Origin of the sequence: Chitinophaga sp. MM2321 (genome assembly GCF_964033635.1) — a bacterium.
Lineage (GTDB): Bacteria > Bacteroidota > Bacteroidia > Chitinophagales > Chitinophagaceae > Chitinophaga.
Map to the genome: position 1 here is coordinate 232,134 of NZ_OZ035533.1, position 24,949 is coordinate 257,082.

Genomic DNA, 24,949 nt, shown 5'->3' on the forward strand with positions numbered 1-24,949 from the left:
CCTTTGTTCTCTCCCGATTGTCAGTATAGTATCGGGATTCATTCATCGTCACCAATCTGTTATGCATGCAAGGGGAAAGAATGGCCTATCTGTTAGGCCGCTATTATGATAAAACGTGTACTGCAGCTGAAAAGGCTGAGATACTGGCTAACATCAGCAAAGGTGAGCAGGATGACCTGGTGAAAGAAGTGCTGGAGAAATTGTTGGCGGGTCATGTGGCCGATCAGACGCTGGACGAGGGGAGTGCAGACGAATTATTTGCACGTATCCGCCAATCTGCTGTATCTGAAGAGGCAGTGCAGGAAACACCTGTGCACCGTCTTTATCCCCGGCTTCGTCGTTGGGGCGCTGCCGCAGCCGTCCTTTTGTTGTTGGGGGCAGGCGCCTATTTCCTGCGAAACAGGTCCGCACAACCGGAAGCAGCATATGCGGAAGCCAGTCACATCGTACCCGGTAGTAATAAGGCGGTGCTTACACTGGCAGATGGTTCTGTCATGAATCTTGACAGTGCCGGTAACCAGGTGATCCAGCAGGGGCCCATGGCTATCCTCCAACACAAAGGCCAGTTACAGTATATGGCACAGGGAACGGAAACAACAACGGGTTTTAATACGCTTAGTACGCCGCGTGGCGGACAGTTTCAGCTTACCTTATCAGATGGTACCCGGGTGTGGCTTAACTCCGCCAGCAGCCTGAAATACCCCACGGCTTTCCATGGAAAGGAAAGAGTGGTGGAACTAAACGGGCAGGGTTATTTTGAAATAGCAAAAAATGCCGGGCAGCCTTTCCGGGTTAAAGTAAATAATGGACTGGAAGTACAGGTGTTAGGCACCCATTTCGATATTATGGCATATCCGGATGAAGATGCCATTAAAACCACCCTGCTGGAGGGCATAGTCCGCGTAACGCAGGGATCTGTTGAACAAATGCTGAAGCCGGGACAACAGGCAGTTGCAACAACTGCTATGCAACATATTTCTGTAAAAGAAACCGATGTGAATAAGGTCATCGCCTGGAAGAATGGCCTGTTTATATTTAATAATGTGGAGCTGGGCGCTATCCTGAGAGAGATAGCCAGGTGGTATGATGTTGAGATCGTATATCAGACACCACCTAATAAAGACCTGTATGGCGGTGGGATGAGCAGGACGAAGAGCCTGTCGGAAGTACTACGCTTCCTGGAAGCCGGTGGTACGAATCATTTTAAAATTGAAGGACAAAAAGTAATTGTATTACCATAAATCAAAAAAAATAACTAAATCACTAAATACGTAAATCAAAAAATTCCTAAATGCCTTGGGCGTCATAAAAAAAACCGGAGATGTTGCAAGCATCTCCGGCTGAAATCTGGCGCTCTGATAATCTCTGTCAGACTATTTTAAGTATCACCAAACTCCACGAATGTATGAATTTTAAAGGAAAAGCCCTTTTAACACCTGGGCTGTCAACCAAATCCGTCTTTTGCGGGTTCACTGGAACCGTTGAAAGACATTATCTAAGTAAAATATGCCGGGTTATGAGAATGACCGCATTTATTTTCCTGATTACCTGCCTGCATGTGAGTGCCGTTGGCTACTCGCAGAAAGTGTCGTTATCGGTGAAGAATAAACCGCTTCAACAGGTTTTTGCGGAGATCATCTCGCAAACGGGGGTTTCTATTATTTATAATGAAAACTCACTTTCGCGTACGTCTCCCATTTCTATCAATGTTAAAAATGTGCAGCTGCAACAGGTGCTGGATATGTGTGTCCGGGATCAGCCGATTATGTATACGATAAACGGCAATAACATTGTTATTAAGACCAGACCGGTAAAAGTAACCGGTATGTTGACGGAAGCGATAGTAGCCGTTGTGGATACTATTACTGTGAGCGGTAAGGTGACCGATGAAAAGGGAGCGCCTGTTCCGGGCGCCACGGTGATGGTGAAAGGGGCGCGGCAGGGCGCCAGCACCAACAGTTACGGCGAGTTTGTATTAAAAAATATCCCGCAGGCGGCTGTTATAACCGTTTCCAGTATCGGTTATGTACCGCGTGAAATAGACATTGCCGGCCGTGCTACGGTAACGGTTACACTAAAAGAGTATGTAGGCCGTCTCAGTGAAACGGTGGTGGTAGGATATGGCACCGTAAAGAAAAGCGACCTAACCGGTTCTGTAGCCAGGATCGGGGAAGATGATATTAAAGCCACGCCTGTTACGGGGCTGGACAGGGCCATGCAGGGCCGTGCCGCCGGGGTGCTGGTAACGCAGAATTCGGCCAGGCCGGGCGGTGGGTCTACGATCCGCATCCGTGGTACCGGCTCGGTGAATGCAGGCAATGATCCGCTGTATGTAGTGGATGGTTTTCCTACACACGATATCAATGAGATCAACCCGGCAGATATAGAATCGATAGAGATATTGAAAGATGCATCCTCCACTGCTATCTATGGTTCACGCGGATCGAACGGCGTGGTAATGGTAACGACTAAACGTGGCAGAAAAGGGGAGTCCAGTATAAATTTTGAAAGCTATTACGGTGTTCAATCTGTTCGCCGGAAAATTCCGTTGCTGAATGCGCAGCAATATGCGGAATTTATTAACGAAGCCAGGATCAATGGTGGCGGTGCCGCCTATTTCGACGGTTCTTCTGCAACGCAGCCTTTGCCTGCAAGCCTGGGGAAAGGTACCGATTGGCAGGATGAAGTATTCCAGAATGCGCCGCTGCAAAGCTATCAGCTATCTATTTCAGGTGGCGAAGCAAAAACGCGGTATGCTATCTCCGGAAATATTTATGACCAGCAGGGGATCATCGCTAATTCAAACTTTAAGCGATATACTTTACGCGCCAATCTTGACCGCGAGGTGACTTCCCGGCTGAATGTAGGTCTTTCTATGCAGGGGGCTTATACCAAATCAAATGCTGCCCGCACGGAAACCGACGGTGGCGCCAGTTCCGGGGTCACAAATGCTGCTATTAACTACGCGCCTACCTTCCCGGTATTCAATGCCAATGGTAAATACTACCGTGACCAGGGCCCGTTGAACGGCAACCTGGTGGATAACCCGCTGGGTCTCGCCAATGAAATCACAGACCAGTTTTCCGTAACCCGTTTACTATCGAATTTTTTTGCGGAATATAAGATCATTGATGGATTGACTTTCCGTACTTCATGGGGAGCAGATCTCTTTAATACCAAGTCAAATTACTACGTTACACGACAGATAGGACTGGGCGCCGGTACTAACGGTGATGCATCTGTTTCTGCCAGTGAAAGTATTAACTGGCTAAACGAAAATACACTGACCTACAACCGTGTATTTGCAAAAGATCATAACGTTACTGCCCTGATAGGTTATACGTCGCAAGGTTATCACCAGGAAAATGTGACGGCCAATGCTACAAATTTCAACGATGATTTTGCTTTATTCAATAACCTCGCCGCAGGCGCCACATTGCGTACACCCGGTTCAGGTGCCGGCGACTGGGCTTTAGCCTCTTATCTGGCGCGTATCAACTATGGTTATGCCGACCGGTTTTTGCTCACTTTAACTGCGCGCAGGGATGGCTCTTCACGTTTCGGGCCTAATAAAAAATATGGTTTCTTTCCATCAGGCGCGTTTGCATGGCGGGTGATCAATGAGCAGTTCATGAAACAACAAAATGTGTTCTCTGACCTGAAATTCCGTGCCAGCTACGGGTTAACCGGTAATCAGGAAATAGGCGATTATGGTTATCTGTCATTCATTTCCAATGTAAAATATCCTTTTGGCAGTACCCCGGTTTTACAGGTGGGTGGTGTACCCGGCGGTATCAGTAATCATGATCTGAGCTGGGAAAAAAATGCACAGCTGGATGCCGGTATAGATGTGGGCTTCCTCAACAATCGTATCCAACTGACAGCAGATTATTATATCAAAACAACATCCGATCTGTTGTTTAGCGTGAATGTGCCGCAAACAACGGGCTATAGCAGTTCATTGCAGAACATAGGACAGGTAGAAAACAGGGGACTGGAACTGGGATTGAACACGATCAATATTGAAGGCCATGCGTTGCAGTGGAATTCCGCATTTACAATATCCTTTAACAGGAATAAAGTACTTAACCTGGATGGCCGCCCTGAATTCACCGCAGGTTCCGGTAGTGGACACCTGGGCGTGTGGGGCAGCACCATACTGATGAAAGTAGGAGAGCCGCTCGGTAATTTCTATGGTAGAAAAGTAACCGGTATCTTCCAGGATAAAGCAGAGATAGATGCATCTGCCCAAAAGAATGCAAGTCCCGGTGATCTGCGCTATGCCGACCTGAACGACGATGGCGTTATTAACGACCTGGATCGTACCGTAATAGGGAATGGAAATCCGAAGTTTTTTGGTGGATTGAATAATACGTTCACTTATAAAGGTGTAGAGCTGAACCTGTTTTTCCAGGGAAGTTATGGAAATGATATCCTCAACTTCGGTCGCTTTGATCTGTATAACCTGAATGGTAATAATAATCAGTCTGCCGATGTACTGGACCGTTGGACAGCCTCCAATCCCAGTAAAACAATTCCCCGTGCCAATGCTGCGGGTGGACAAAGGATTCTGTCCAGCTTCCACATTGAGGATGGTTCTTATCTGCGTCTGAAAAATATCTCACTCGGTTATCATCTCCCTTCGTCTCTCTTGAAAAAATTGTCGCTGGCCGATGTGAAAATTTATGCGTCTGCGCAAAACTGGTTTACGATTACCAATTACAAAGGCTATGATCCTGAAGTGAGCCGTTTCGGTAGTTCTTCTATTGATCAGGGTATGGATTATGGTGGTTATCCTACCTCCAAAAGTGTATTGGTAGGATTAAATGTAAAATTTTAAAATAGCACGAACATGCGACACCTCTTTATATTTATAGTCATCACTTTTTTGGCAACAGGCTGTAAGCCTGATCTGGAGCTTGCTCCCGACGGCTGGATGGCATCCAGTACTTTTTACAAAAATGCTTCCGATGCTGAATCGGCTGTAACCGGCGCCTATGCCATGTTATACGATGTATACCGTAACGAGCATATTTTAACACCTAATGTTATTGCGGCAGATGACGGTATTCCTTTCCTGACTGGTGCTGCGGATCGTGTGGCATTGTGGAAATATGAAATGGTTCCTTCCAATATATATACCGGGCAGATATGGAGTACTGCCTACAGGGGTATCCAGTTTTCAAACGTTGTGATTGCCCGTATTCCCGGTATTGATATGGATGAAACATTGAAGAAGCAATACGTTGGGGAAGCCCGGTTTTTAAGGGCCTTACATTATTTCAACCTGGTTCGTTTTTATGGCGGTGTACCAATTGTTACAGCCGAGATCACTACGCTGGTAGGTGTGGAAGCACCTAAAGCACCGATTGCAGATGTATATGATCTCATTGAAGCAGACCTGAAAGAAGCGGAAGCTGTGTTACCGAAAAGCTATACCGGTGGTAACGTCGGCAGGGCTACACAGGGCGCAGCCAAAGGGTTGCTGGCTAAGGTATATCTGACCAGGGCAGGCAATACATCCGGCTCGCCTTACTGGGCGCAGGCGGCAGCCAAAGCAAAGGAAGTGATTGACCTGAGCGTATATGATTTGTGGGATAATTATGCCGATGTATTTGCACTGGCAAACAGGGGAGGAAAAGAATCGTTATTCGAAGTATTGTTTGTAACAGATATACAGGGAAATTCATTTACTACCGGCTATGCCCCGCGTGGCGCACCTATTGTGCCCAACAACGGCTTTGGTATTTTCAGGGTCAGTAAATCGTTGTTTGATGAATATGCAGCGAATGATAAACGTAAAGCAGTTACTTTTTTAACTTCTTATGTTAATCCTGCTAATCAGCAAACCGTTCAGTTATCGGTTGATAATCCTGATCCGGCGCTGGCCGTTTCTTTCTGGAAATTAGCTGATCCAACCGTGAAGGTAGGATTGAATGGCGGTACCAGTTGGCCGTATATGCGTTATTCAGAGCTGTTGTTAATCTATGCCGAAGCGTTGGATGAATCAAAAGGTGCGCCTGATACAGAAGCTTATGCTGCTATTAATAAAGTGCGTAAACGTGCCGGACTGGGTGATTTGTCGGGATTATCAAAAGCGGCATTTAAAGATGCCATACTGGAAGAACGCCGCCTGGAATTATGTTTTGAAGGACATCGGTGGTTTGACCTGGTACGTACCGGTCGTCTCCTCGACGCTGTAAAAGCAGAGAACAGTTTCAGCCGCAATGCGCCTATTAAAAGCCATCAGATGCTGTTTCCTATTCCGCAGCGGGAAGTGGACGCCAACCATGCTTTAATACAGAATGACGGATACTGATTGATCATGATACAATAAACAGGCTATGAAGATTAAATATTTAATAACGATCTGCTGGTGTTTTTTGTCGGTGATAACATTTGCGCAATCCCGGTACGACGTAGTGGTATATGGAGGAACGCCCGGTGGATTCACAGCAGCGATCCAGGTGGCCAGGATGGGCAAGTCCGTCGTACTGATCGAACCATCTGCCCACATCGGTGGAATCGTCGTGAATGGTTTGGGAGTAACGGATATTGACAGCCAGCAGGCATTCCAGAACAGTGTGGCCGTAGGCGGTTTAGCCCTGGAATTTTATCGCCGTATTGCAAAGGTGTATGGAAGAGAGCAGGCGTTTGAAGATGCCTGGAAGAAGCATATTAAAAATCATGCGCTGTGGCCTCATGAACCGGGTGTTGCGGAAAAAGTGATCAAAGACTGGCTCGCCGAATATAAGATCGATGTTGTGATCAATGCGCGCCTGGTGGAAAGCCGGCAGGCAGTGCGCAAGAAAGGAACAACGATCTCACAGATCCGGCTGGAAAACGGCAGGACCATCAGTGGTAAAGTATTCATTGATGCTACTTATGAAGGTGACTTACTGGCGGCTGCGGGCATTTCCACTGCTATTGGCCGGGAAGCCAATGCGCAATACGGAGAAACCTTAAATGGTATCCGTGGTGAAACCACGCATGCGCAGTTCCAGGTAAAAGTAAATCCTTATAAAAATCCGGAAGATCCGAAAAGCGGCCTGATTGCAACTATCCAGGAAGGTGGGATCGGTATGCCCGGTGCGGCAGACAAGCATTTGCAGGCGTATTGTTTCCGCGCATGTTTAACAAGCAATCCTGCCAACAGGATTCCCTTTAAGAAGCCGGCAAACTACGATCGTAACAATTACGAAATCTATATCCGTTACATCAAAGCCGGTGGTCACCTGCTCCGGCCGTGGGTAAGTGTTCCCAACGGGAAGTCTGACCTGGGCGCCTGGCACGACCTGTCGCATAACCTGTACGGCATGAACGTAGATTATCCCGGTGGTAATTATGCTACGCGGAAACGGGTGTATGATGAGCACCGGACATTTACAGAAGGGCTTTTTTACTTCCTGGCCAATGACCCGCAGGTAGGACAACTGGACCCTGATCTGCAAAAGGAATGGGCTGCCTGGGGACTTACTAAAGATGAGTTTACCGATAATGAAGGTTGGCCGCATATGTTTTATGTGCGCGATGCACGGCGTATGGTGTCGGACTATGTGCTGACTGAACACCATATATTGAAACCTAATCCTACTCCTGTAGAAGATCCTGTAGGCGTGGCTTTCTGGCCTCCTGATGTGCACAGTGTCAGGAGAATAGTTAAAGACGGCTATGCTTATAACGAAGGATTTATTTTTGAGCCCAGTGGTTCCTGGAGGCCGTTGCCGGTTTCCTACCGCGCATTGGTGCCTAAAAAAACAGAATGTACCAATCTGCTCACACCTACTTGTCCTTCCTCCAGTCATATCGCCTATGGCGCTATCCGGCTGGAATGGACCTTCATGGTGTTGGGACAATCAACTGCTACTGCGGCGGTGTTGGCGATTGAAGGAAAAAAAGATGTACAGCAAGTAGATTATACAGCATTGAAAGATATTTTGTTGAAAGAAGGACAGGTGCTGGAACTGGCAGACTAAGCTGAAAAGAAAAAAGGCTTCATCGCAGCGATAGCGATGAAGCCTTTTTGTTGATACGATTATATCAATCCGGCGCAATTTCGACCAGGCAGATTTCCCTGGTTTGCAGCGGGAAATTTACCCGTACATTTCCATTTGAATAGCTACCTAATAATTTTTTGCCTGTTGCATTGACAAGATAAACTTTACCGGAGGCAGGAAGATCATAATCTGCGGATTTGAAATTCAGTTTTACCGGGTACACTTTATCATGGATGCTGGCGATGGCAATGCCCAGCATGTTATCTGCTGATTTCCAGGAAGAGCTATAAATGACCGGATATTTTTTATGAAAGGTGGTTACCTTTTCTTTTTGTCCGGCATAGATCGACAACTTGGAGATACTTAATTCTTCTTCGGGGATAACCATTTCCGGCGCTCTCCGGAACTCTCCATGCAGCAGATATTTTAAACACTTGTTCCTCACTTTTGCGAGTGTCAGGAGATAATCAATCTCTGTTTTCCTTTCTGTTGCCAGGTTAGGCAGGTAATTGGAGATCATCGGCTGCATGCCCCAGGTATAAGACCTGGCCTGTTCCATTAGGAATTGTTTGTTAAAAATAGTATCCAGCGGTTGTAAGGTGTTGGCGGGACGATGTTCAGCAGGCCACAGCTCATCATAAGGCGGGGTTAGTAAGGAAGAATAATTACCATAGGTGATACCATAAGGATGGTATACCACCTGGAAGAATGGAATGGGCTCCCAGTCCTGTGTGCCGGCATACCGTTCGCGGCTTACCTGTAAAACCAGGAAGGCATCAACATAAGGTAGCCAGTTCTCTCCAACACCTTCACCTGCCAGTGCAATTTTTTTATCAGGTAATACTTTTGACCTGATCTGTTGTGAAAGCGCAGTAGAGTTATGCACCCAGTAATTTCCACCACCAATGGTGTGTCCATGGCTTTTATCAAAGCACAGATAGCTTAAACAGGTTTGATCCATATACACCCCGTTCACATGGTAGTCATTGATTACGCTGTCTGCCAGTGCAGCATATTTATTTTTCCAGAAAGAAGTACCTACACACATAATGGTGAGTGCCTTGCCGCTGAAAATATTGAACACATGTGAACTGAGATTTCCCTTGCTATCTTTCAGGGCGTAGGGGTATGGTTGTTCCGCTTTCCAGCTTTGGGTAGATGTACCCCACTGGAACTGGTTCATGTATACCAGCGACTTCACACCATGCTCCTGCGACCATTTCACATTTTTAATAAATGATTCTTTTCCTTCCCGTGGCGGTAAATATTCCGGGAAGCCATCATCATAGGAACATCCATGCCACCAATGCCATAACACATTAACGGGAAGGCCTAAACGCTCTTTGAGATCCACTGCCGGTTTGAGCACCTGTTCTGATCTTCCCCTGTTCCATACCCAGAGGGCGGTGTTTTTCAGCCATTCGGGTGTTGCATTATTGGTAAGACGGCTATCGGCGCACCAGCTTTGCTGGACAGCCCATTCGCGATACTGTTCTGCTGCTGTTATCCAGTCGCCATGAAAAGACCCTACAATGGCATTATAGGGCTGTTTATAGGCAACCTGTGGGGAATCAAGTGCGGGAAAGTTTTCCAGCTGATACACCAGTGCGCCGTTATCCAGTAAAACCGCCATGTTTTTTCTATAGGCCGACACATCATCACAGGAGGCATAGAATCCTTTTCCCTGTTTGTTGTATAAAGCCAGCAATTGCATAGAAAGATGACCGGGAGAAACCCACTCAAATTTTTTGGTGGCGCCTTTCATACCGGCCAGTGCTGCACCGGGATTCTTTAGCAATTCTCCCATCCAGCTAGGCACTGCGAGGTATTCTTCTGCTGTATTCGACAACCCTGCTACCCTGGGGAAGACCACACTGGAGATCACTTCGTTTTTCAATCCCTCCACGGCTATATGCCAGGAAGATAAAGGCTTGTTCTCCTGCAGTGTAACGGTAACGGTTACTTTAAAATCATTGTTTTGTATGTCGCGCCCGTTTTTCCAGGTAAGCGTAAGGGTACGCGGGGAGCTGGTTTCATAGCGGAAGTCACTGAAGTTGCGGATATCCAGCTTGTGATTGACCCCATCTTTTAACAGGGAAAGTTCCCAGGGGGTATACGAGCCGGCGGCTTCGGTGTGGCTGATCATGGTATGTTTTTCCATATCTTCCATCGCAATAAATCCACCGTTACTTTTATTGAATGTCAGCCGCAGCTTGCCATTGTTCAGTTGTATGTTTCCGGTATCCGGTACGGGTGCTGCGTATACTGCTGTTGACAAGAGCATCATCCATACAGTCAGCACTAATTTTACTACCTGGCGGAAGGAGTGCTTACTATAGCTGTTTGTTATCATGAAATATTATTTTAGTGTTTGCGTTGTTTTTTTTCAGGAACAACCCTTAGTAAAATAGTAGCGCCTGGCTCCATATCCAGGGTTACTGTTTTGGTATTGCCGGCAATTATTTTTTTCGTCACCGGGTCTGATACCTGTGCATAAAAGGGGAGCTTCAATTCTTTCTTACCCCCTTTAACGGAATGTACACTCAGCCATCCGCGTCCGGCATATACTACATCTTCTGTGTTGAGATAGCGATGCACACCGGCGCTATCCCAGAGCTTTCCGAGTGCGGAAGCCGGCCATCGAAGTTTTTTGCTGAAAGTGGGCTGCGTTCCTGTCTCTTTGAAATAGATCGTTGTACCATATCCATCTGTTTGTAAAACCATCATGCCCTTAGCAGCCCATTTCTTTATCAAAGTCAGCTCCTGTTCATTGGGGTCCATTATCCCCATGAGCCAGATCACCTTATATTGTCCTGCAGACACTTTATTTAAATCGGTGCGGAGGTATAGATCGTACGGTGCACCGGTCTTTCCCAGCGCATAACGGTTGCCGGTAATTTCTCCGGTAAGTCCGCCGTAATCTTTATCCCACTCCTGTAATCTTTCATCTACTACTACCGCTACTTCCGGCTTCATTTGCGGACAGGCGGCATCGGGATATTCAACGAAATATTGCTGCCCCTCGTGTAATACGGCCAATAACGCCGGGTCACTAAACCAGCCACCCCACATATCAAACCACCAGCCACCATATCCATAAGCGAGCATGCGGGCGAGATTTTTGCGGAGGAGCGACACAGATGTTGACATCTTATCAGGTCCTATCCACACACCGTTGGTGTACCATTCGCCCGGAGGCGCTATTGCCGGTGCGCGCTCTTTTAATAAAGTAGTGAGCGTAGTGCGTGTATCATTTTCCGCCAGCCATAATTTACCATGCAGTTGAACGGATTTAATGGCCGCCATCGGGGCCCAGTCTTCTCCCGCAACACGGTTATAATCATTGGGACTGGAGAGGTAATCGAGGTACGGACAATCCAGTAGTTTGGCCAGTGCGCCGTGTCCTCTTCTTGGGTCGGACACGAAATAATGATAGCCATAAAATGCGCCTGTAAGCAGACAGTTATTACTGGCATCTTTTACGATTTTGCAGGAATAGGCGATGTGATCTGCAATCGTGGTAGCCTGAAAATCGAAAGTGTTGAAGTAACGCTGGTCAGTGGCCGCATTACGCCATTCCCGTTTCCTGTCTGTGCCGCTGATATCTGCTGGCAATGCCTGATCAAAGGTAATGGTTTGATCATTCCAGGCATGCCTGAGCGAATCTGTATTATCTGCATAATGTTGCCGGAGCCATTTCCTGAATGCCACTTTGCGTGCATTGCTTTCATCATAGAAATGGTCTTTGTAATGATAAAACCATTCTTCCGTAAACCCACCCGCTACATGCACGCCTGCTACGTGCGCGCTGTAAGGGGAATGCAGCAACCATTTTACTACTTCTCTCAGTACTTCCCCGGCGTCATGTTGCCATTTTGGGGAAGAAAAACTGGTGCGGTATCCGCTGCCATCGGGAAGTCTGCAAACCGCATCCGGGTTTTCTTTCTCCCACCATACCGGTGGATCGAGGTGCAAGCGGATAATCACTTTAGCCGCCGGGTCTGCACGCAGTACCTCCTCAAAATCATGGATAATACCCTTGTAATCGTAGGTGTTTTTCCCCAGCCATACCGGTGTTCTGAAAGGCTTGATACCTGAAGTGGAGTTAATGCCCCTGTCTCCCAGGTAAGCGGGAATATTGTAGAGATGTATACCTGCTATTGCTGCTTCACGGTAATACTTTTCCTCACCCAGGTACGACATATAAGCAAACGGTGGGTAAGGGGTATCATTGATATACAAAGCAGGGACGCCTGCTTTCATCCTCACAGCGGCACAGGAGCGTTCCGTCTCCTGTGCCTTTACAACCAGTTCTAAACAAACCAAAACTATGAGGACAATATATTTATTCATACGTTGATTAATTATTAATAACCGGGATTCTGATCGGCCTGACTGAGTTCAGGATTGGTGTCAATTTCCTGCTGAGGAATAGGCCAGAGCAGGTGAATATCCTGTACATCTTTTCCTAAATTGGCTTTGATCACCTGTTTAACTTTGCCGGTACGTTTCAGATCCAGCCAACGTTTTCCTTCCATAAAAAGTTCGTAGGCGCGTTCCTGTAATACCGTATCCCGGAATGCATCCAATGTCCAGCCGGTAGTAGGATAATCTTTGGGAGAAACGGAAGTGGCAGGAAAACCATAAGCTCTTCTTCTGATCATATTCAGGCGTTCAACAGCCACTGTTGACGGGCTTCCGCCTGCCATCGCATCTGCTTCTGCATAAATGAGCAATACATCAGCATATCTTAAAAAAGGATAATCATTTGCATGACCAACAGTAGTAGGAGCACCCGGATCTCTCCATTTGCTGAAAAGTACCGGCGTAGAAACCGGGAGGGTATCCAGTTTTCCTGTTTTCCGGTTGATGTAGGTAGTGAAGATATCCCATTGCTTGCGCAGATCCTGGTTATCCCATGCATTCAGAAAACGGTTATCCAGGGTGGAATAGATCACGTAGTTACCGAAAGGAGAAAATGTTGTTTCGCTCCATAACAAGTTGTGTGGCCATTCCCAGCCATCCAGGTGATTAAACTTAAGATAGAATATTTCTTCTGATGAACCATTTACAGTAGGACCAAAAACATTATCCCAATCATCTGTTTTGGTGATATTCACCAGTGAAAACTGGTTGGAAGCGATTACTTCTGCTGCTTTATCTTTTGCTACCTGCCAGTTGCCGGCAGTGAGGCTCACATCAGCCAGCAGTGCATTCGCTGCCTGGATGCCCGGTCTGCCATATTGTGCAGCCTTTTCAGGCAGGTTGGTCGCTGCAAATTCCAGATCGGCAACAATAGCGGCGTATACTTCTGCTATCGGTTTGCGTGCAGTGCTTTGTGGCGTTGTACTCAGGTATAAAGGCACGGCTCCCCAGTTCCTGACCAGGTGATAATAACTGAATGCCCGCAGGAATCTGGCTTCCGCTACCAATGCATTCTTATCTGTTTCACTGGCATTTGTAATACTGGGAATTTTTTCAATCGCAATATTGGCATTCCGGATGCTCCGGTAAAAACCATCCCAGATGGCGGCAACGCGTGAAATGTTAACAACATCCAGTCCTTTGTACTCTCCGATAATAGAGGTAGATCCCCTGCCTTCTGCATAATCTGCCATGATTTCCACTTGCAGGAAATAAGGGCCTCTGAATATACCGGGTCTTAAAGGGGCATAAACAGCATTCACAGCAGAACGGGCTTCATCCAGATTTTTATAAAAATTTACTTCTGCCAGCCTGTCTTCAGGTACTTCATCCAGGAATTTACTACAGGATGTAAGGCAAAGTAAAAAAAGTAGTATGAGACAATTATATGGTTTCATCATTTTCCCCTGTTTAAATGAGTTAGCATTAAAGTTTTACACGTAATCCAATCATAATAGATCGCGCATCCGGATAGCCGAATTGGTCAATTCCCCTTGAAATCCCTGCACCCCTGGTATTGATTTCTGGTGTATAAAAAGAATACTTCGTGAACGTAAACGCATTTTGTACCGCTACGTAGATCTGCGAACCCGCTAATACTACTTTGTCCTTTTTAAGTGTGTAGGATAATTGTATATTTTTAACCCTTACATAAGAACCATCTTCAATAAAACGGTCGGAACCCTGGTACCTGGTGGTTTTGCTGATCTTGGGATATTTGGCGTGCGGATCCGGATTCTGTTCTGTCCAGTAGTTTCCTAAAACATCTTTTATCTGATTGATACCAAAACTGAAACCATCTGCCACATTGGATAAATTATAGTTCAATATATCCACACCCTGTACACTGGTAACTAAAATGCTGAGATCAAAATTCTTATAACTCATGTGAGAATTTATACCCAGTACATAGTCTGGGTTAGGATCTCCTATGATGGTTCTGTCAAGACTGTTGATCACCCCGTTTTTATCCAGGTCTTTATAAACAATAGCGCCTTTATCATCCAGGCCATCTTCAAGATATCCGTAGAAAACACCTATCGGGTGTCCTTCCCGCACTAAGCTCATGGCTGGCAGCGTGTTTCCGAGGATAACGCCAAAGATGTCTGTTCCGCCACTTAATGTAAGTACCTTATTACGGTTCCTGGAAATATTTACGCCCATGTCCCATTTAAATGCGCCATCCTGTAAGATGTTGGCATTGATAGCGGCTTCTATTCCCTTGTTCTGCACAGCACCCAGGTTACTGATGGTGGTGGTATACCCTGAGGAAGAAGATACCGGTACAGAGCTTAACAGGTCATTTGTTCTCTTTGAATAATAATCAAAAGAGAGCGAGAACCGGCTGTTGAATAAAGCGATATCTACCCCTGCATCTACCTGTGTGGTTGTTTCCCACTTCAGATCAGGATTGGGTTTGATGCTTCCCGGTGCAAAACCAATATAGAGGTTATCGTCCAGGACTGTTTGTACGCTGGATAAAATAGCAAGCGACTGGTAGGGAGATAATGCTGTATTGCCCGTTACACCCCAGCTACCTCTCAGTTTCAGGTCGTTTACCACTGGTTTTATACCCTGCCAGAAATTTTCTTCACTCACTCTCCAGGCAAGAGCGGTAGAAGGGAAATAACCCCATCTGTTTGCCTTACCGAAACGGGAAGAACCATCAGCACGGATACTGGAAGTGAGTAAGTATTTTCCTTTATAGGAATAATTCAGTCTGCCCAGCCAGGATAAAATAGCATATTCATTGATGCTGGAAGTAGGAATGCCGGGAGAAGTACCTGACTGTAAGCTGTTATTTTCAAGTGTATTGGTCAGGAAACCTGTTGCACTGGCACCGAGTCCTGTGGCTGTATTTTTCTCGGATGTAAGACCACCCAGCAACGTGAAACGATGATCATTGTTCACTGTTTTTGTATAAGTCAAAGTATTCTCATTCACAATATTCATGGATTCACCATAGCTAATGCTGGCACTTCCGGTAGCAGATGGCTGGAAAATGGTAGGAGAATAAAAGTCTACCCGTGAGTTTTCATATTGTATACCTACAGAAGAGCGCAACACCAGGTCAGGGGTTAGCTTGCCCTCAATAAATAAGTTGGTGAGTAATGCGTTCCTGGTAGTGACGTTCTTTCTTTCAAGTGCCATCGCTACGGGGTTTTCAGCAATATCGGGACTAAAGGAATACTTTCTTACATTGCTGTAATTGCCTTGCTCATTGTACACCGGTACAGTCGGCGGAGATATCAGTGCGCCGCTCAGTACCCCGGATCCCCGTTCTGAATTTTCGCTGAATAATAAATTATTTTTTGTACGACTTACAATATTATTGAACGATACTTTCCATTTGTCACTGATGCTATGTTCTACGTTAGCCCTTAACTGTGCCTGGTTATAGTAGGAGTTAATGATTACTCCTTTTTGGTCGAAATAGCTTGCAGATAAACTAAACCGGGTTTTATCGTTGCCGCCGGAAACAGACAGGGAATGATTTTGAATGGGTGCTGTCTGAAATATTTCATCCTGCCAGTCGGTTCCTTTTCCGAATGACTGGATCTCTGCATCCGTGAAGAAAGGTGTGCCGTTATCATTTGCTGCGCGTTCATTGGCAAGTGTTGCAAATTCACGTGCATTCAGCATATCGATTTTCTTTGTCACCTGCTGAAAACCATAGTAGGAATCATATTCAACCAGTGTGCGACCGTTTTTTCCTTTTTTGGTAGTAACCATCACCACACCATTCGCACCTCTCGATCCATAGATAGCTGTTGCGGAGGCATCTTTCAAAATTTCTATAGATAAGATGTCGTTCGGATTAATATTATCGAGGGTACCGGTTATTGGAAAACCATCGATGACATACATCGGTTCGTTGCCGCCAATTAATGAATTACCACCACGTATACGTACGCTTAAAGCACTTCCTGGTTCACCCGAATTCTGCATTACCTGTACGCCAGGCGTTAGCCCTGTTAGCGCCTGCACAGGATTGCGGATAGCCTGCGCACTCAGTTGCTCGCCCCTTACAGAGGAAATTGAGCCCGTGAGATCGGACCGTTTTTGTGTGCCATATCCTACTACGATCACTTCATCCAGTTTGGAGAGTTCGGGTCGTAAAGCGACGTTCACCTGGCTCCTGGAAGCAACCGGTTCTTCAAAGCTCTGAAAGCCGATCATTCTGAATACCAGTACAGCGTCTTCATTTACCTGTTGTAGCCGGTATCTTCCTCTTTCATCTGAAATGGTACCTTTGGTGGTACCTTTTATGCCTACCGATACTCCCTGAACGGGGATGCCGGTATTATTGGTGATAACCCCGCCCACCGTATCTATCAGGGCAGGAGCCAGGTCTGTTTTTTTCTCCTCCACATTTTTCAGGCGGATGACAATTGTTTTATTCACCAGCTCATAAGTAAAAGGCTGGCCCGATAAACATTTCTGCAATACCTCTTCCAGTGGTGCATTTTTTATTTCTACGGTAACGGGCTTCGACAGCTCCATCAGTTCCGAATCATAGAGGAACAAGTACCCGCTTTGCGCTTTTATTTTTTTCAAAACATTATCCAGTACTGCATTTTTTTCCGACAGGCTAAACCGCTGGGAAAAGGCCGTAGCACTCACTTGCAAACACAAAACGGTAAGAGCGATAGCGGTGAGTTTCATGATCCGGTAAATTTTAAGATTAGGCGGAAAATTCCAGGTAAATACTTGGATACATCGCATAAGTATCCTTTTGCAAAACGCATTGACATTCATAAAAATGATGGAATTAAATGATAATTGATATTTTGGTTGACCCCTTTTTTGTATGCTGCTATTTTATTTTTGTCCCCTGATAGTGCGGCCTTCCATCTCAAATCTAATCCCACCGGCCATTTCCAGCATTTTTAATACTTCAGATAAGTTGGAATTTCTAAACACCATACCATTATAGCGTTTGTCCGGCATGCTGGCGTAGTCAACCTTTACGTCGTACCAGCGTTCAATCTGCCGCATAATATATTTGAGATTGGTGTTATTGAATTGAAAGATGCCATTTTTCCAGGCCACAGCTTCCAGCGTATCAATATTACGTGTACGCATACCCTGATCAGATAACTGTACCTGTTTGCCGGGATGGATGGTCTCACTTCTGTCACCTTTACTTACTTTGATGGCTCCTTCCAGCAATGTTGTTTCCATCACCGGTTCATTCGTATAGGCCATCACATTAAAATGCGTACCTAATACTTCTATATCAGCCCCATTTGATTGTACATGAAAAGGCTTGTTTTTGTTTTTAGCTACCTCAAAATAAGCTTCCCCGCTTAACTGTACCGTTCTTTCCTTTCCTGTAAATGCGGTAGGAAACTGAAGGGATGACTGTGCATTGAGCCATACCCTGGTGCCATCCGGTAAAACAATGATGTATTGACCACCTTTTGGTGTACTGAGTGTATTAAAAGCGATTTGTGCATCTTCTTTAGCCGCTTTCTGACCAGCGGTTTGCTTACTGATATCAAACACCAACCGGCCACTTTGTGATTTAATAATAGAGATATTGCCCTGTGTGGCGAGTACACCGTTATCAACACTATCCAATAATATCTGTGCGCCATTGGCGAGCGTGAGTATGGCCTTGTTACCACCCGGAGGAACATCCTTCAGGCGGGCGGTATCTGCCTCCGCCATTTGTGTGGACGGCGCGGCCTTGTGCAGTAAAGCATAGTATCCTGCTGAAAACACCACCAGCACAACAGCTGCCGCTGCCACCCATTTACGCAACGGTATGATGCGTGCCCCACTAGGCTCCTGCATCCGGATATCCTGCCTGATTTTGCGAAGCAACCGTTGTTTGTGTTGTTCTTCGCTGACAGCAAAGCTTTCCGGAATAATAAATGGCTTGTCGGGCGTGGCATTATACCAATCCGCAAACTCTTTTTCCTCTTCTGGCGTAATACTTCCATCCAGCCATTTAGCGGCTAATTCCTGGTAACGATGTGCATTGTTATCGGACTGCATGGAGGATCTTTACATATAAGTCCCTTCAGCGAAAGCAATCCCTTAGTCGGAGAGAAAAAAATTATAGAAAAAAGGAGAAAAACACCTGGTTTAACCCGGCGCGTAATGTTTTCATAGCCTTGCTCAGGTGGGCTTCCACGGTTTTTTCAGAAATATTCAGTTCTTCGGCAATTTGTTTTTGTGTATATCCTTTTTCCCGGCTATACCGGTATACCAGCTGGCACTTTTCTGGGAGATCCGCAACCAGCTTACTTAAACGCTCTTTTAATTCTTCAAATTCCAGCCATTCCTGGGTGGAATCATCAACAAGTGTCATGGCATCCAGGCTATCTTTATATTTTCGTTGTTGATGCAGCTTCGCCAATATCTTGATGACACGATATTTCACGGATACCGCCAGGTATACGCTTAATCCCGAGGTGATTTCCAGCTCTTCCCGCCTTCTCCAGAGAGACACAAAGATCTCCTGGACAATTTCTTCCGCTTCATCGGGATCCTGTATCCTGGCTACCGCAATCGCAAAAAGCCTATCCCAATAACGATGATAGATTTCAGTGAACGCACTTTCCCTTCCAGCCTTCAGCAGCTGCAATAATTCAATATCCGTATGATGGCTATGAATATGCATAATATTATATAAGACGGAACAACACAGGCATATTTATGATCGGCTTGGATATGAATGTATGAATTTTGAACGAAGTATTGCAAAAATTGAAATAAAAGGCGGGACAAATGTATGGATACAACTATTTATTTTTTGCTATGTTATCCCTAATTTCACTGAAATGATAGCATCACCTTTCTTATAAATAGCCGCTAAAAACCATGACAAATAACGAGGTAGCCCATTTACGTCTCATCAACCAACAACTTTTAACTTCAACGCTTACCACGCCGCAAAAGCTGGTGAGTTACTTTGGCGCCATGCAGGCGCAGGATTATGCAATGGCTAAATGGGGTATTGGCATCCGACTCCATACCACAGAAAAAGTAATTGAAGCAGCAATCAATAAGGCGGAGATTATCCGTACGCATGTTTTCCGGGGTACCTGGCATTTTGTAGCAGCCAATGATATCCGCTGGATGCTGCAAATTACCACGCTTCATGGGAAGAAACTTTTAAGCGCACAATTTAGAAAGTCAAATTTAGATGATAAGACTTTGCGTGGATTAAATAAAAAGATGGAAAAATTGCTGACAGGAAATAACCACCTGACGCGGGAAGAGATTTTACTGGAATTGAATGTCAAAAAATTTATTGAAGCAGGTATTCATCCCGCTTGGATTACAATGAATGCTGAACTTGATGGTATTTTGTGCAATGGAATAATGCGGGGCAAACAGCATACATACGCATTGCTGGATGAAAGATTGCCAGCCATAAAAGCAATAGACAGAGAAGAAGCATTGGCCCAGCTGGCAAAAATATATTTTACAAGTCATGGCCCTGCAACCTTATCTGATTTTGTGTGGTGGACAGGCTTATCCATCACCGAGGGGAAACTGGCCTTGGAATTAATAAAGCCGGCTTTTCAATCTTTTCAGATTGGTACACTAACGTATTGGTTTAAAGATAAGGGCCTGGTTGAAAAGGATGATAAGGAAACAATTCATTTTTTACCGGCGTTTGACGAGTTTTTAATTAGTTATAATAATAGAACGGCTTCCATCTCCCTGGAAAATCAACCGCATGCGTTTACAAAAAATGGCATTTTTAAACCCATCATTGTGGTAAACGGAAAAGTAGTAGGGATATGGAAACGCAGTTTTAAAAAGGATACTACTATTATAGAAACGCAGTTCTTTGAGCCCGTTAAAGCTGCGCGAAAGAAAATCATTTGGCAGGCGGCGGAAAAATATGGGAATTATATCGGGCTAAGAACAATGATTCAATAATAAAGGATCGTCTGTTTGCGCCGTTGCAAATGGCATCTCCTTTATACTTCTCCTATTGCTGGCCGCCGGCAGGAATACCGGAAACGAAGCAGCCCTCAAATCTATGGACTCGAAGGCTGCTGTTTTCTATAGTGCTATTTACCTGTAGTATCCATGTCCATGCCCATGATGATGATGGTGAGGAGGACGGGGATGACGATATCCCGGCCTGTCGCGGACCACCAGGCAACTGCTTAATCCCGATATAAGGATTGCTGTCAGGATAAGATATTTTAACGTTTTCATGATCGCAAGGTTTGAGTATGCATGATGAATTGATGGAAGTTAAGCGTCTGCAGGCGGTTTAAGCTTCTTGTTCCGCTATAGTAAATGATAAAACTGTGCCAGAATGGGGTTAGAACTGTTATCTATTGTTAACTTATTGAAAGTTTTACTATAAGTATTTCTTTTTTGTGTTTCTTGTATTTCAAATAGAGGAAGTTCGCAGGTAGTAAAATGTCTGTGATAGTTGTTTTGAATAAATAATGTAAAAGAAAAAGTTTGATGATCTCCCAAATTCTGAAAGATATTTATTAGTCTGGCTAAATATCATGGCATTCCTTATCTTCATGAATTACACCCTGCTCAGTAAAGCAAAATGGCGCATAACGCAAGCCCTGACGGTCTTCTTTGGAGGTCGCACTTTGCGTCCTCCAATTTTCAAACGCTTCTTTACTCATTTCAAACATGAAGTCTTTGGGAAACCGATTTATATTTCTTCTTATAAACCTCTTTCAACCCCACCTTCGTGGGAATCCGATAAAGAAATATGGCTTATCAAATATCTGAACCCCAAAAAAGAATTATATATTTGCACTTTATGAACTTCAGTAGTTTTACATATTCTCTGCCTGCAATAGCAGTCTAGCCACAGGTTAGACATCCTTGTTATTGTAATGTGTCATTTCCTGTGGCATAAATATTTTGTACAATTAACTTAATTAATAATTGTTGCAGTTTGAGCGTATGGCCAATAGGCCAATTGTGCTTTCAAACGCTGCTAAAAAAGAATAAAGGAAATGGAAATACCATCCACTATATTGATACGTGAAGAAAATAGCGAAGACCAAACAGCTGTTTTTCAATTACTCAACCTGGCTTTCAATCAAGCCGAAGAAGCTTTCTTAGTCGATAGACTAAGAAACAGTGCTGCTTTTATACCAAGCCTGTCCCTCGTTGCAGTTTTTGAAAATAAAATTGTAGGACACCTACTTTTCACTAAAATTAAAATCATAAGTGACGGGCAGCAAGCAACTGCTGCCTTGGCCTTAGCTCCTCTTTCGGTTCTACCTGAGTTTCAAAAACAGGGTATTGGAAAACAGCTGGTTGAAGAAGGACTTCAAAAAGCTACGGAACTGGGATACAATGCGGTCATAGTACTAGGCCACGAGCATTATTATCCAAGATTTGGCTTCCTTCCTGCCGACCAATGGCATATCGAACCTCCATTTAATGTTCCGCCACAAAATTTCATGGCGTTGGAATTAGTACCTGACGTATTGCAACGTGTTTCAGGAATGGTCGAATATGCGCCGGAATTTAATATCCTGTCTCCAAAAGTTACAAATGGCGTAATCGTGGAGACCGAAAGATTTATTTTGAAACCCTTAACATACGACCAGTTGGTAAAATATGTGCAATGCGACAATTCATTGGAAACTGAACTGAACCTGAATAAGTCGTCACGAATAGTCTCCACTGATCTGAAAGAAGCATTTGAACAAACTATTTTTCCAAATGTGACAGATAAAACCAAAAACTATTTGTATTTGACAATCTGGACAGCGATTTCAAAAACGGATAACAAAATGGTTGGTGATATATGCATGTATGGAGAACCCAATGCAGCAGGAGGAGTGGAAATTGGTTATGGAACCTATGATGAATTTCGCAATAAAGGTTTCATGACAGAAATTGTAAGTGGAATGATTAAATGGGTTGCAATACAACCTATCGTAAAATCAATAATTGCTTCAACCGATAAGACCAATACTGCTTCTTTCAAAGTGCTTGAAAAGAATGGGTTTATTAAAACGGGTGAGACAGCAACTTTATTCAATTGGAAACTAACAATAGATAATGGAACAAATATCTGACGGCCAATCGGGCTGTTCTTATTCCAACTAAAACAACAAAAGCCTCACATTTTTGTGAGGCTTTTGTTGTTTTAGTTGGAATAAAACTAGAACTCTTTATTGGTAGATTTAAGACGATTGAACCAATTGAAAGACAGTTCCTATCAACAATATTTAGGCACAGAAAAGGTTGACTAACCTAAACCTAAACAGCCACAAAGTCTTATGAAAGTAGGAAAACTAAAAAGATGACATTATCCCATTTCAGTAACTACCCCCTTTTCGTTAAGAAATTCCTTAAATTCCGCTTGTTGATTTTCCAAAGATTTTTAGTTTCCGAGTATGTCTTTTAAAAGTAATTCTAAACTTTGATTTGGCTGAGCCGATTTTAAGTTGAACATTTGGAATCATTTAATGTATTATTCGCTATTCAATAGAAAATGTGGAAGATGCATAATCTAATCCAGGAAGGTGGTTCTGTCGGGATTTATTATTCTATGTGAGTATGCTCACCATTTATCCATGATTGATTATTTATGGTTCTCCGCTCAAAAGAAGGGCGTGTGACTGAATATGTAGCTTATTATATTATATGAGTATTTTATTGCGTCTTGTGTGATTAAAAATGCTGCATATATGCCTCCGAAAATGCCTGTTTTTTCGATAGAAATGAAACCTTCACAATGAATAATAAGTATAATTTTAAGCCAAAGGAAAATTGATATGCAAACAATCAGGGAAAAGATGCCCGTAGCGCATTCTCAATTAACAAAACTGATTCGAAAAGTGAAGTTTCGTTTATTGCCGTTAATTGTGCTGATGTTCTCTTTGGCAATGCTAGACCGCTCTAATATTGGTTTTGTGAAGCATTATATTGAGATAGATATAGGAATCAGTGCTTCTGTATATGCACTTGGTGCAGGCATTTTCTTTATTGGATACGCCTTGTTTGAAGTCCCAAGCAATATGATTTTGCATAAAGTTGGTGCACGTCTATGGTTAAGCCGCATCATGGTAACATGGGGACTGGTTTCTATTGCCATGATTTTTGTACATGACCAAACGAGCTTTTATATTTTGAGATTTTTATTGGGTGCGACCGAAGCTGGTTTTTCACCTGGAGTTATTCTTTTCTTAACCTATTGGTTTCCTAAAACATATAGAGGACAAGCCTATGGCTGGTATTACCTCGGTGTGCCTATTGCATTTGTGATAGGTGGACCATTTTCGGGTTGGTTACTGGATTCAAGTTATACGTTCGGTTTTAAGAACTGGCAGTGGATGTTTATTGTTCAGGGGACGCTAACTGTTGTTGTTGGAATCATCGCTTTTTTTGTTTTAGTCAGTAAACCTGATCAGGCAAAGTGGTTAACACAGCATGAGAAACGATTATTAAATCAGGCTTTGGCAAAAGACCAGTCTCCACAAGATCAAACAGAAAATTCAAACAATCAACGTGTATTTACCGATTGGCGTGTTTGGCGTTTCGTGTTTATTTATTTCACCATTCAAATGAGTGTTTATGGTGTTTTGTTTTACTTACCAAGTAAATTGGCTGAATTACTAAATATACATGTCGGTTTAACGGTTGGATATTACAGTGCTATACCGTGGATTTGTACCCTATTTTTATTACCTATCATTACCCGAATTGCAGATAAAAAAGCCAACTGGAATAGCATGGCAATTTTAATGCTGTCATGTGCTGTTGTAGGCATTGGTCTTTCAACACAAATGACACATATCTTTCAATTTATGCTCATGATTTCACTCGCAGTTGTCGGTTTTATTGTCGTACAACCTTTGTTTTGGCATTTACCTACCCAGTATTTATCTGGTCGTGCAGCTGCAATTGGGACGGCTTTAATTGGATCTGTAGGTAATTTAGGTGGTTTTGTTGCGCCAAATTTAAAAAACTGGGTAGACCAAATGTGGAATAATGACGTAGCTGGTTTAACTGTGCTGGCAATCATTGGTTTTATTGGTGTGATCTTTTTATTTTCGCTTACGCGTGAAGGATTAACAACCTATGAAGAAGCGATCAGGAAGGGAAAATGATATTTTTCGACATTTAGCTTATTTGTATGGTGTTTGTTTCAACATCTCCTGTTTTTTATGTCGAAAAATCTCTTTTTTTCATCATTAAGTATAGTTTTATATTGGAAGAAGGGACGGCCACCCATGTAGCAAAAGAGGTATTGAGCTACCGGGAAGCTCTGTATGATGGTTTTGAGAAAATGCGGGCGCAAAAAATTTTATTGCTCACTAACCTGATGGTTGAAATTGTTCAGATCGTCAAACAAAATAAGTCCGGTATTAGAAGCACACCGGGAACAGCATTGAAAAGTGCCATTTATGGTGTCTTTAAATGGAAAAAATATGCGTTTTTCTCTAAACTCCCCTTTATAATAGAAAAAAATCGGCAAAAGGATCTTCTTTTTTCTTTATGTTGGAAAAAAATCGCCGATATATCCATTTTATTGGAAAAAAATCGCTTATTTTGAGAATAAT

15 protein-coding genes are annotated in these 24,949 nt (G+C 44.0%); 8 read left to right on the top strand and 7 right to left on the bottom strand.

Going from position 1 to position 24,949, the window contains the following annotated elements; genetic code table 11:
• The first annotated feature begins 65 nt into the window (after positions 1 to 65).
• From ABQ275_RS00875 to ABQ275_RS00890, 4 genes are all read left to right on the top strand, one after another.
• The gene (locus tag ABQ275_RS00875; protein WP_349316372.1) at positions 66 to 1,241 is read left to right on the top strand and encodes a FecR domain-containing protein; all 1,176 of its coding nucleotides are present in this window, start codon (positions 66 to 68) and stop codon (positions 1,239 to 1,241) included.
• Between the two features lie 275 nt (positions 1,242 to 1,516).
• Positions 1,517 to 4,840, top strand: coding sequence for a TonB-dependent receptor (locus tag ABQ275_RS00880; protein WP_349316373.1), 3,324 nt, complete (start codon positions 1,517 to 1,519; stop codon positions 4,838 to 4,840).
• 12 nt (positions 4,841 to 4,852) lie between these two features.
• A complete protein-coding gene (locus ABQ275_RS00885; RefSeq protein WP_349316374.1) occupies positions 4,853 to 6,319 on the top strand; it encodes a RagB/SusD family nutrient uptake outer membrane protein in 1,467 nt (488 codons plus the stop codon).
• Positions 6,320 to 6,344: 25 nt separating this feature from the next.
• Positions 6,345 to 7,976 (top strand): FAD-dependent oxidoreductase, encoded by a 1,632-nt coding sequence (locus ABQ275_RS00890; RefSeq protein WP_349316375.1) that lies wholly within the window; start codon positions 6,345 to 6,347, stop codon positions 7,974 to 7,976.
• Between the two features lie 64 nt (positions 7,977 to 8,040).
• Here the strand turns inward: ABQ275_RS00890 and ABQ275_RS00895 are convergent, their stop codons facing one another.
• The 6 genes from ABQ275_RS00895 to ABQ275_RS00920 all read right to left on the bottom strand — a co-directional run bounded on the left by ABQ275_RS00895 (position 8,041) and on the right by ABQ275_RS00920 (position 19,053).
• Positions 8,041 to 10,350 (bottom strand): DUF6259 domain-containing protein, encoded by a 2,310-nt coding sequence (locus ABQ275_RS00895; RefSeq protein ID WP_349316376.1) that lies wholly within the window; start codon positions 10,348 to 10,350, stop codon positions 8,041 to 8,043.
• 11 nt (positions 10,351 to 10,361) lie between these two features.
• The gene (locus tag ABQ275_RS00900; RefSeq protein ID WP_349316377.1) at positions 10,362 to 12,350 is read right to left on the bottom strand and encodes a beta-galactosidase; all 1,989 of its coding nucleotides are present in this window, start codon (positions 12,348 to 12,350) and stop codon (positions 10,362 to 10,364) included.
• Between the two features lie 14 nt (positions 12,351 to 12,364).
• Positions 12,365 to 13,822 carry a RagB/SusD family nutrient uptake outer membrane protein gene (locus tag ABQ275_RS00905; protein WP_349316378.1) on the bottom strand — a complete coding sequence of 486 codons (1,458 nt, stop codon included), beginning with the start codon at positions 13,820 to 13,822 and terminating at the stop codon, positions 12,365 to 12,367.
• 25 nt (positions 13,823 to 13,847) lie between these two features.
• Entirely contained in the window at positions 13,848 to 17,147 is a 3,300-nt protein-coding gene (locus tag ABQ275_RS00910) for a TonB-dependent receptor (RefSeq protein ID WP_349316379.1), read from the bottom strand.
• 96 nt (positions 17,148 to 17,243) lie between these two features.
• On the bottom strand, positions 17,244 to 18,425 hold the full coding sequence (locus ABQ275_RS00915) for a FecR domain-containing protein (RefSeq protein ID WP_349316380.1): 1,182 nt from the start codon (positions 18,423 to 18,425) through the stop codon (positions 17,244 to 17,246).
• Positions 18,426 to 18,486: 61 nt separating this feature from the next.
• Positions 18,487 to 19,053: an RNA polymerase sigma-70 factor gene (locus ABQ275_RS00920; RefSeq protein ID WP_349316381.1), complete on the bottom strand. Its 567-nt coding sequence runs from the start codon at positions 19,051 to 19,053 to the stop codon at positions 18,487 to 18,489.
• Between the two features lie 320 nt (positions 19,054 to 19,373).
• On the opposite strand from ABQ275_RS00920, the gene ABQ275_RS00925 reads away from it, so the two are divergent.
• Positions 19,374 to 20,324 carry a winged helix DNA-binding domain-containing protein gene (locus ABQ275_RS00925; protein WP_349318813.1) on the top strand — a complete coding sequence of 317 codons (951 nt, stop codon included), beginning with the start codon at positions 19,374 to 19,376 and terminating at the stop codon, positions 20,322 to 20,324.
• Positions 20,325 to 20,462: 138 nt separating this feature from the next.
• Here ABQ275_RS00925 and ABQ275_RS00930 read toward each other — a convergent pair whose 3' ends face one another.
• Complete coding sequence (locus ABQ275_RS00930; protein WP_349316382.1) at positions 20,463 to 20,609, bottom strand: hypothetical protein; 147 nt, start codon at positions 20,607 to 20,609, stop codon at positions 20,463 to 20,465.
• A gap of 773 nt (positions 20,610 to 21,382) precedes the next feature.
• On the opposite strand from ABQ275_RS00930, the gene ABQ275_RS00935 reads away from it, so the two are divergent.
• The 3 genes from ABQ275_RS00935 to ABQ275_RS00945 all read left to right on the top strand — a co-directional run bounded on the left by ABQ275_RS00935 (position 21,383) and on the right by ABQ275_RS00945 (position 24,942).
• A complete protein-coding gene (locus ABQ275_RS00935) occupies positions 21,383 to 22,459 on the top strand; it encodes a GNAT family N-acetyltransferase (protein ID WP_349316383.1) in 1,077 nt (358 codons plus the stop codon).
• A gap of 702 nt (positions 22,460 to 23,161) precedes the next feature.
• A complete protein-coding gene (locus ABQ275_RS00940) occupies positions 23,162 to 24,496 on the top strand; it encodes an MFS transporter (protein WP_349316384.1) in 1,335 nt (444 codons plus the stop codon).
• Positions 24,497 to 24,522: 26 nt separating this feature from the next.
• The gene (locus tag ABQ275_RS00945) at positions 24,523 to 24,942 is read left to right on the top strand and encodes a hypothetical protein (RefSeq protein ID WP_349316385.1); all 420 of its coding nucleotides are present in this window, start codon (positions 24,523 to 24,525) and stop codon (positions 24,940 to 24,942) included.
• Positions 24,943 to 24,949: the final 7 nt, after the last annotated feature.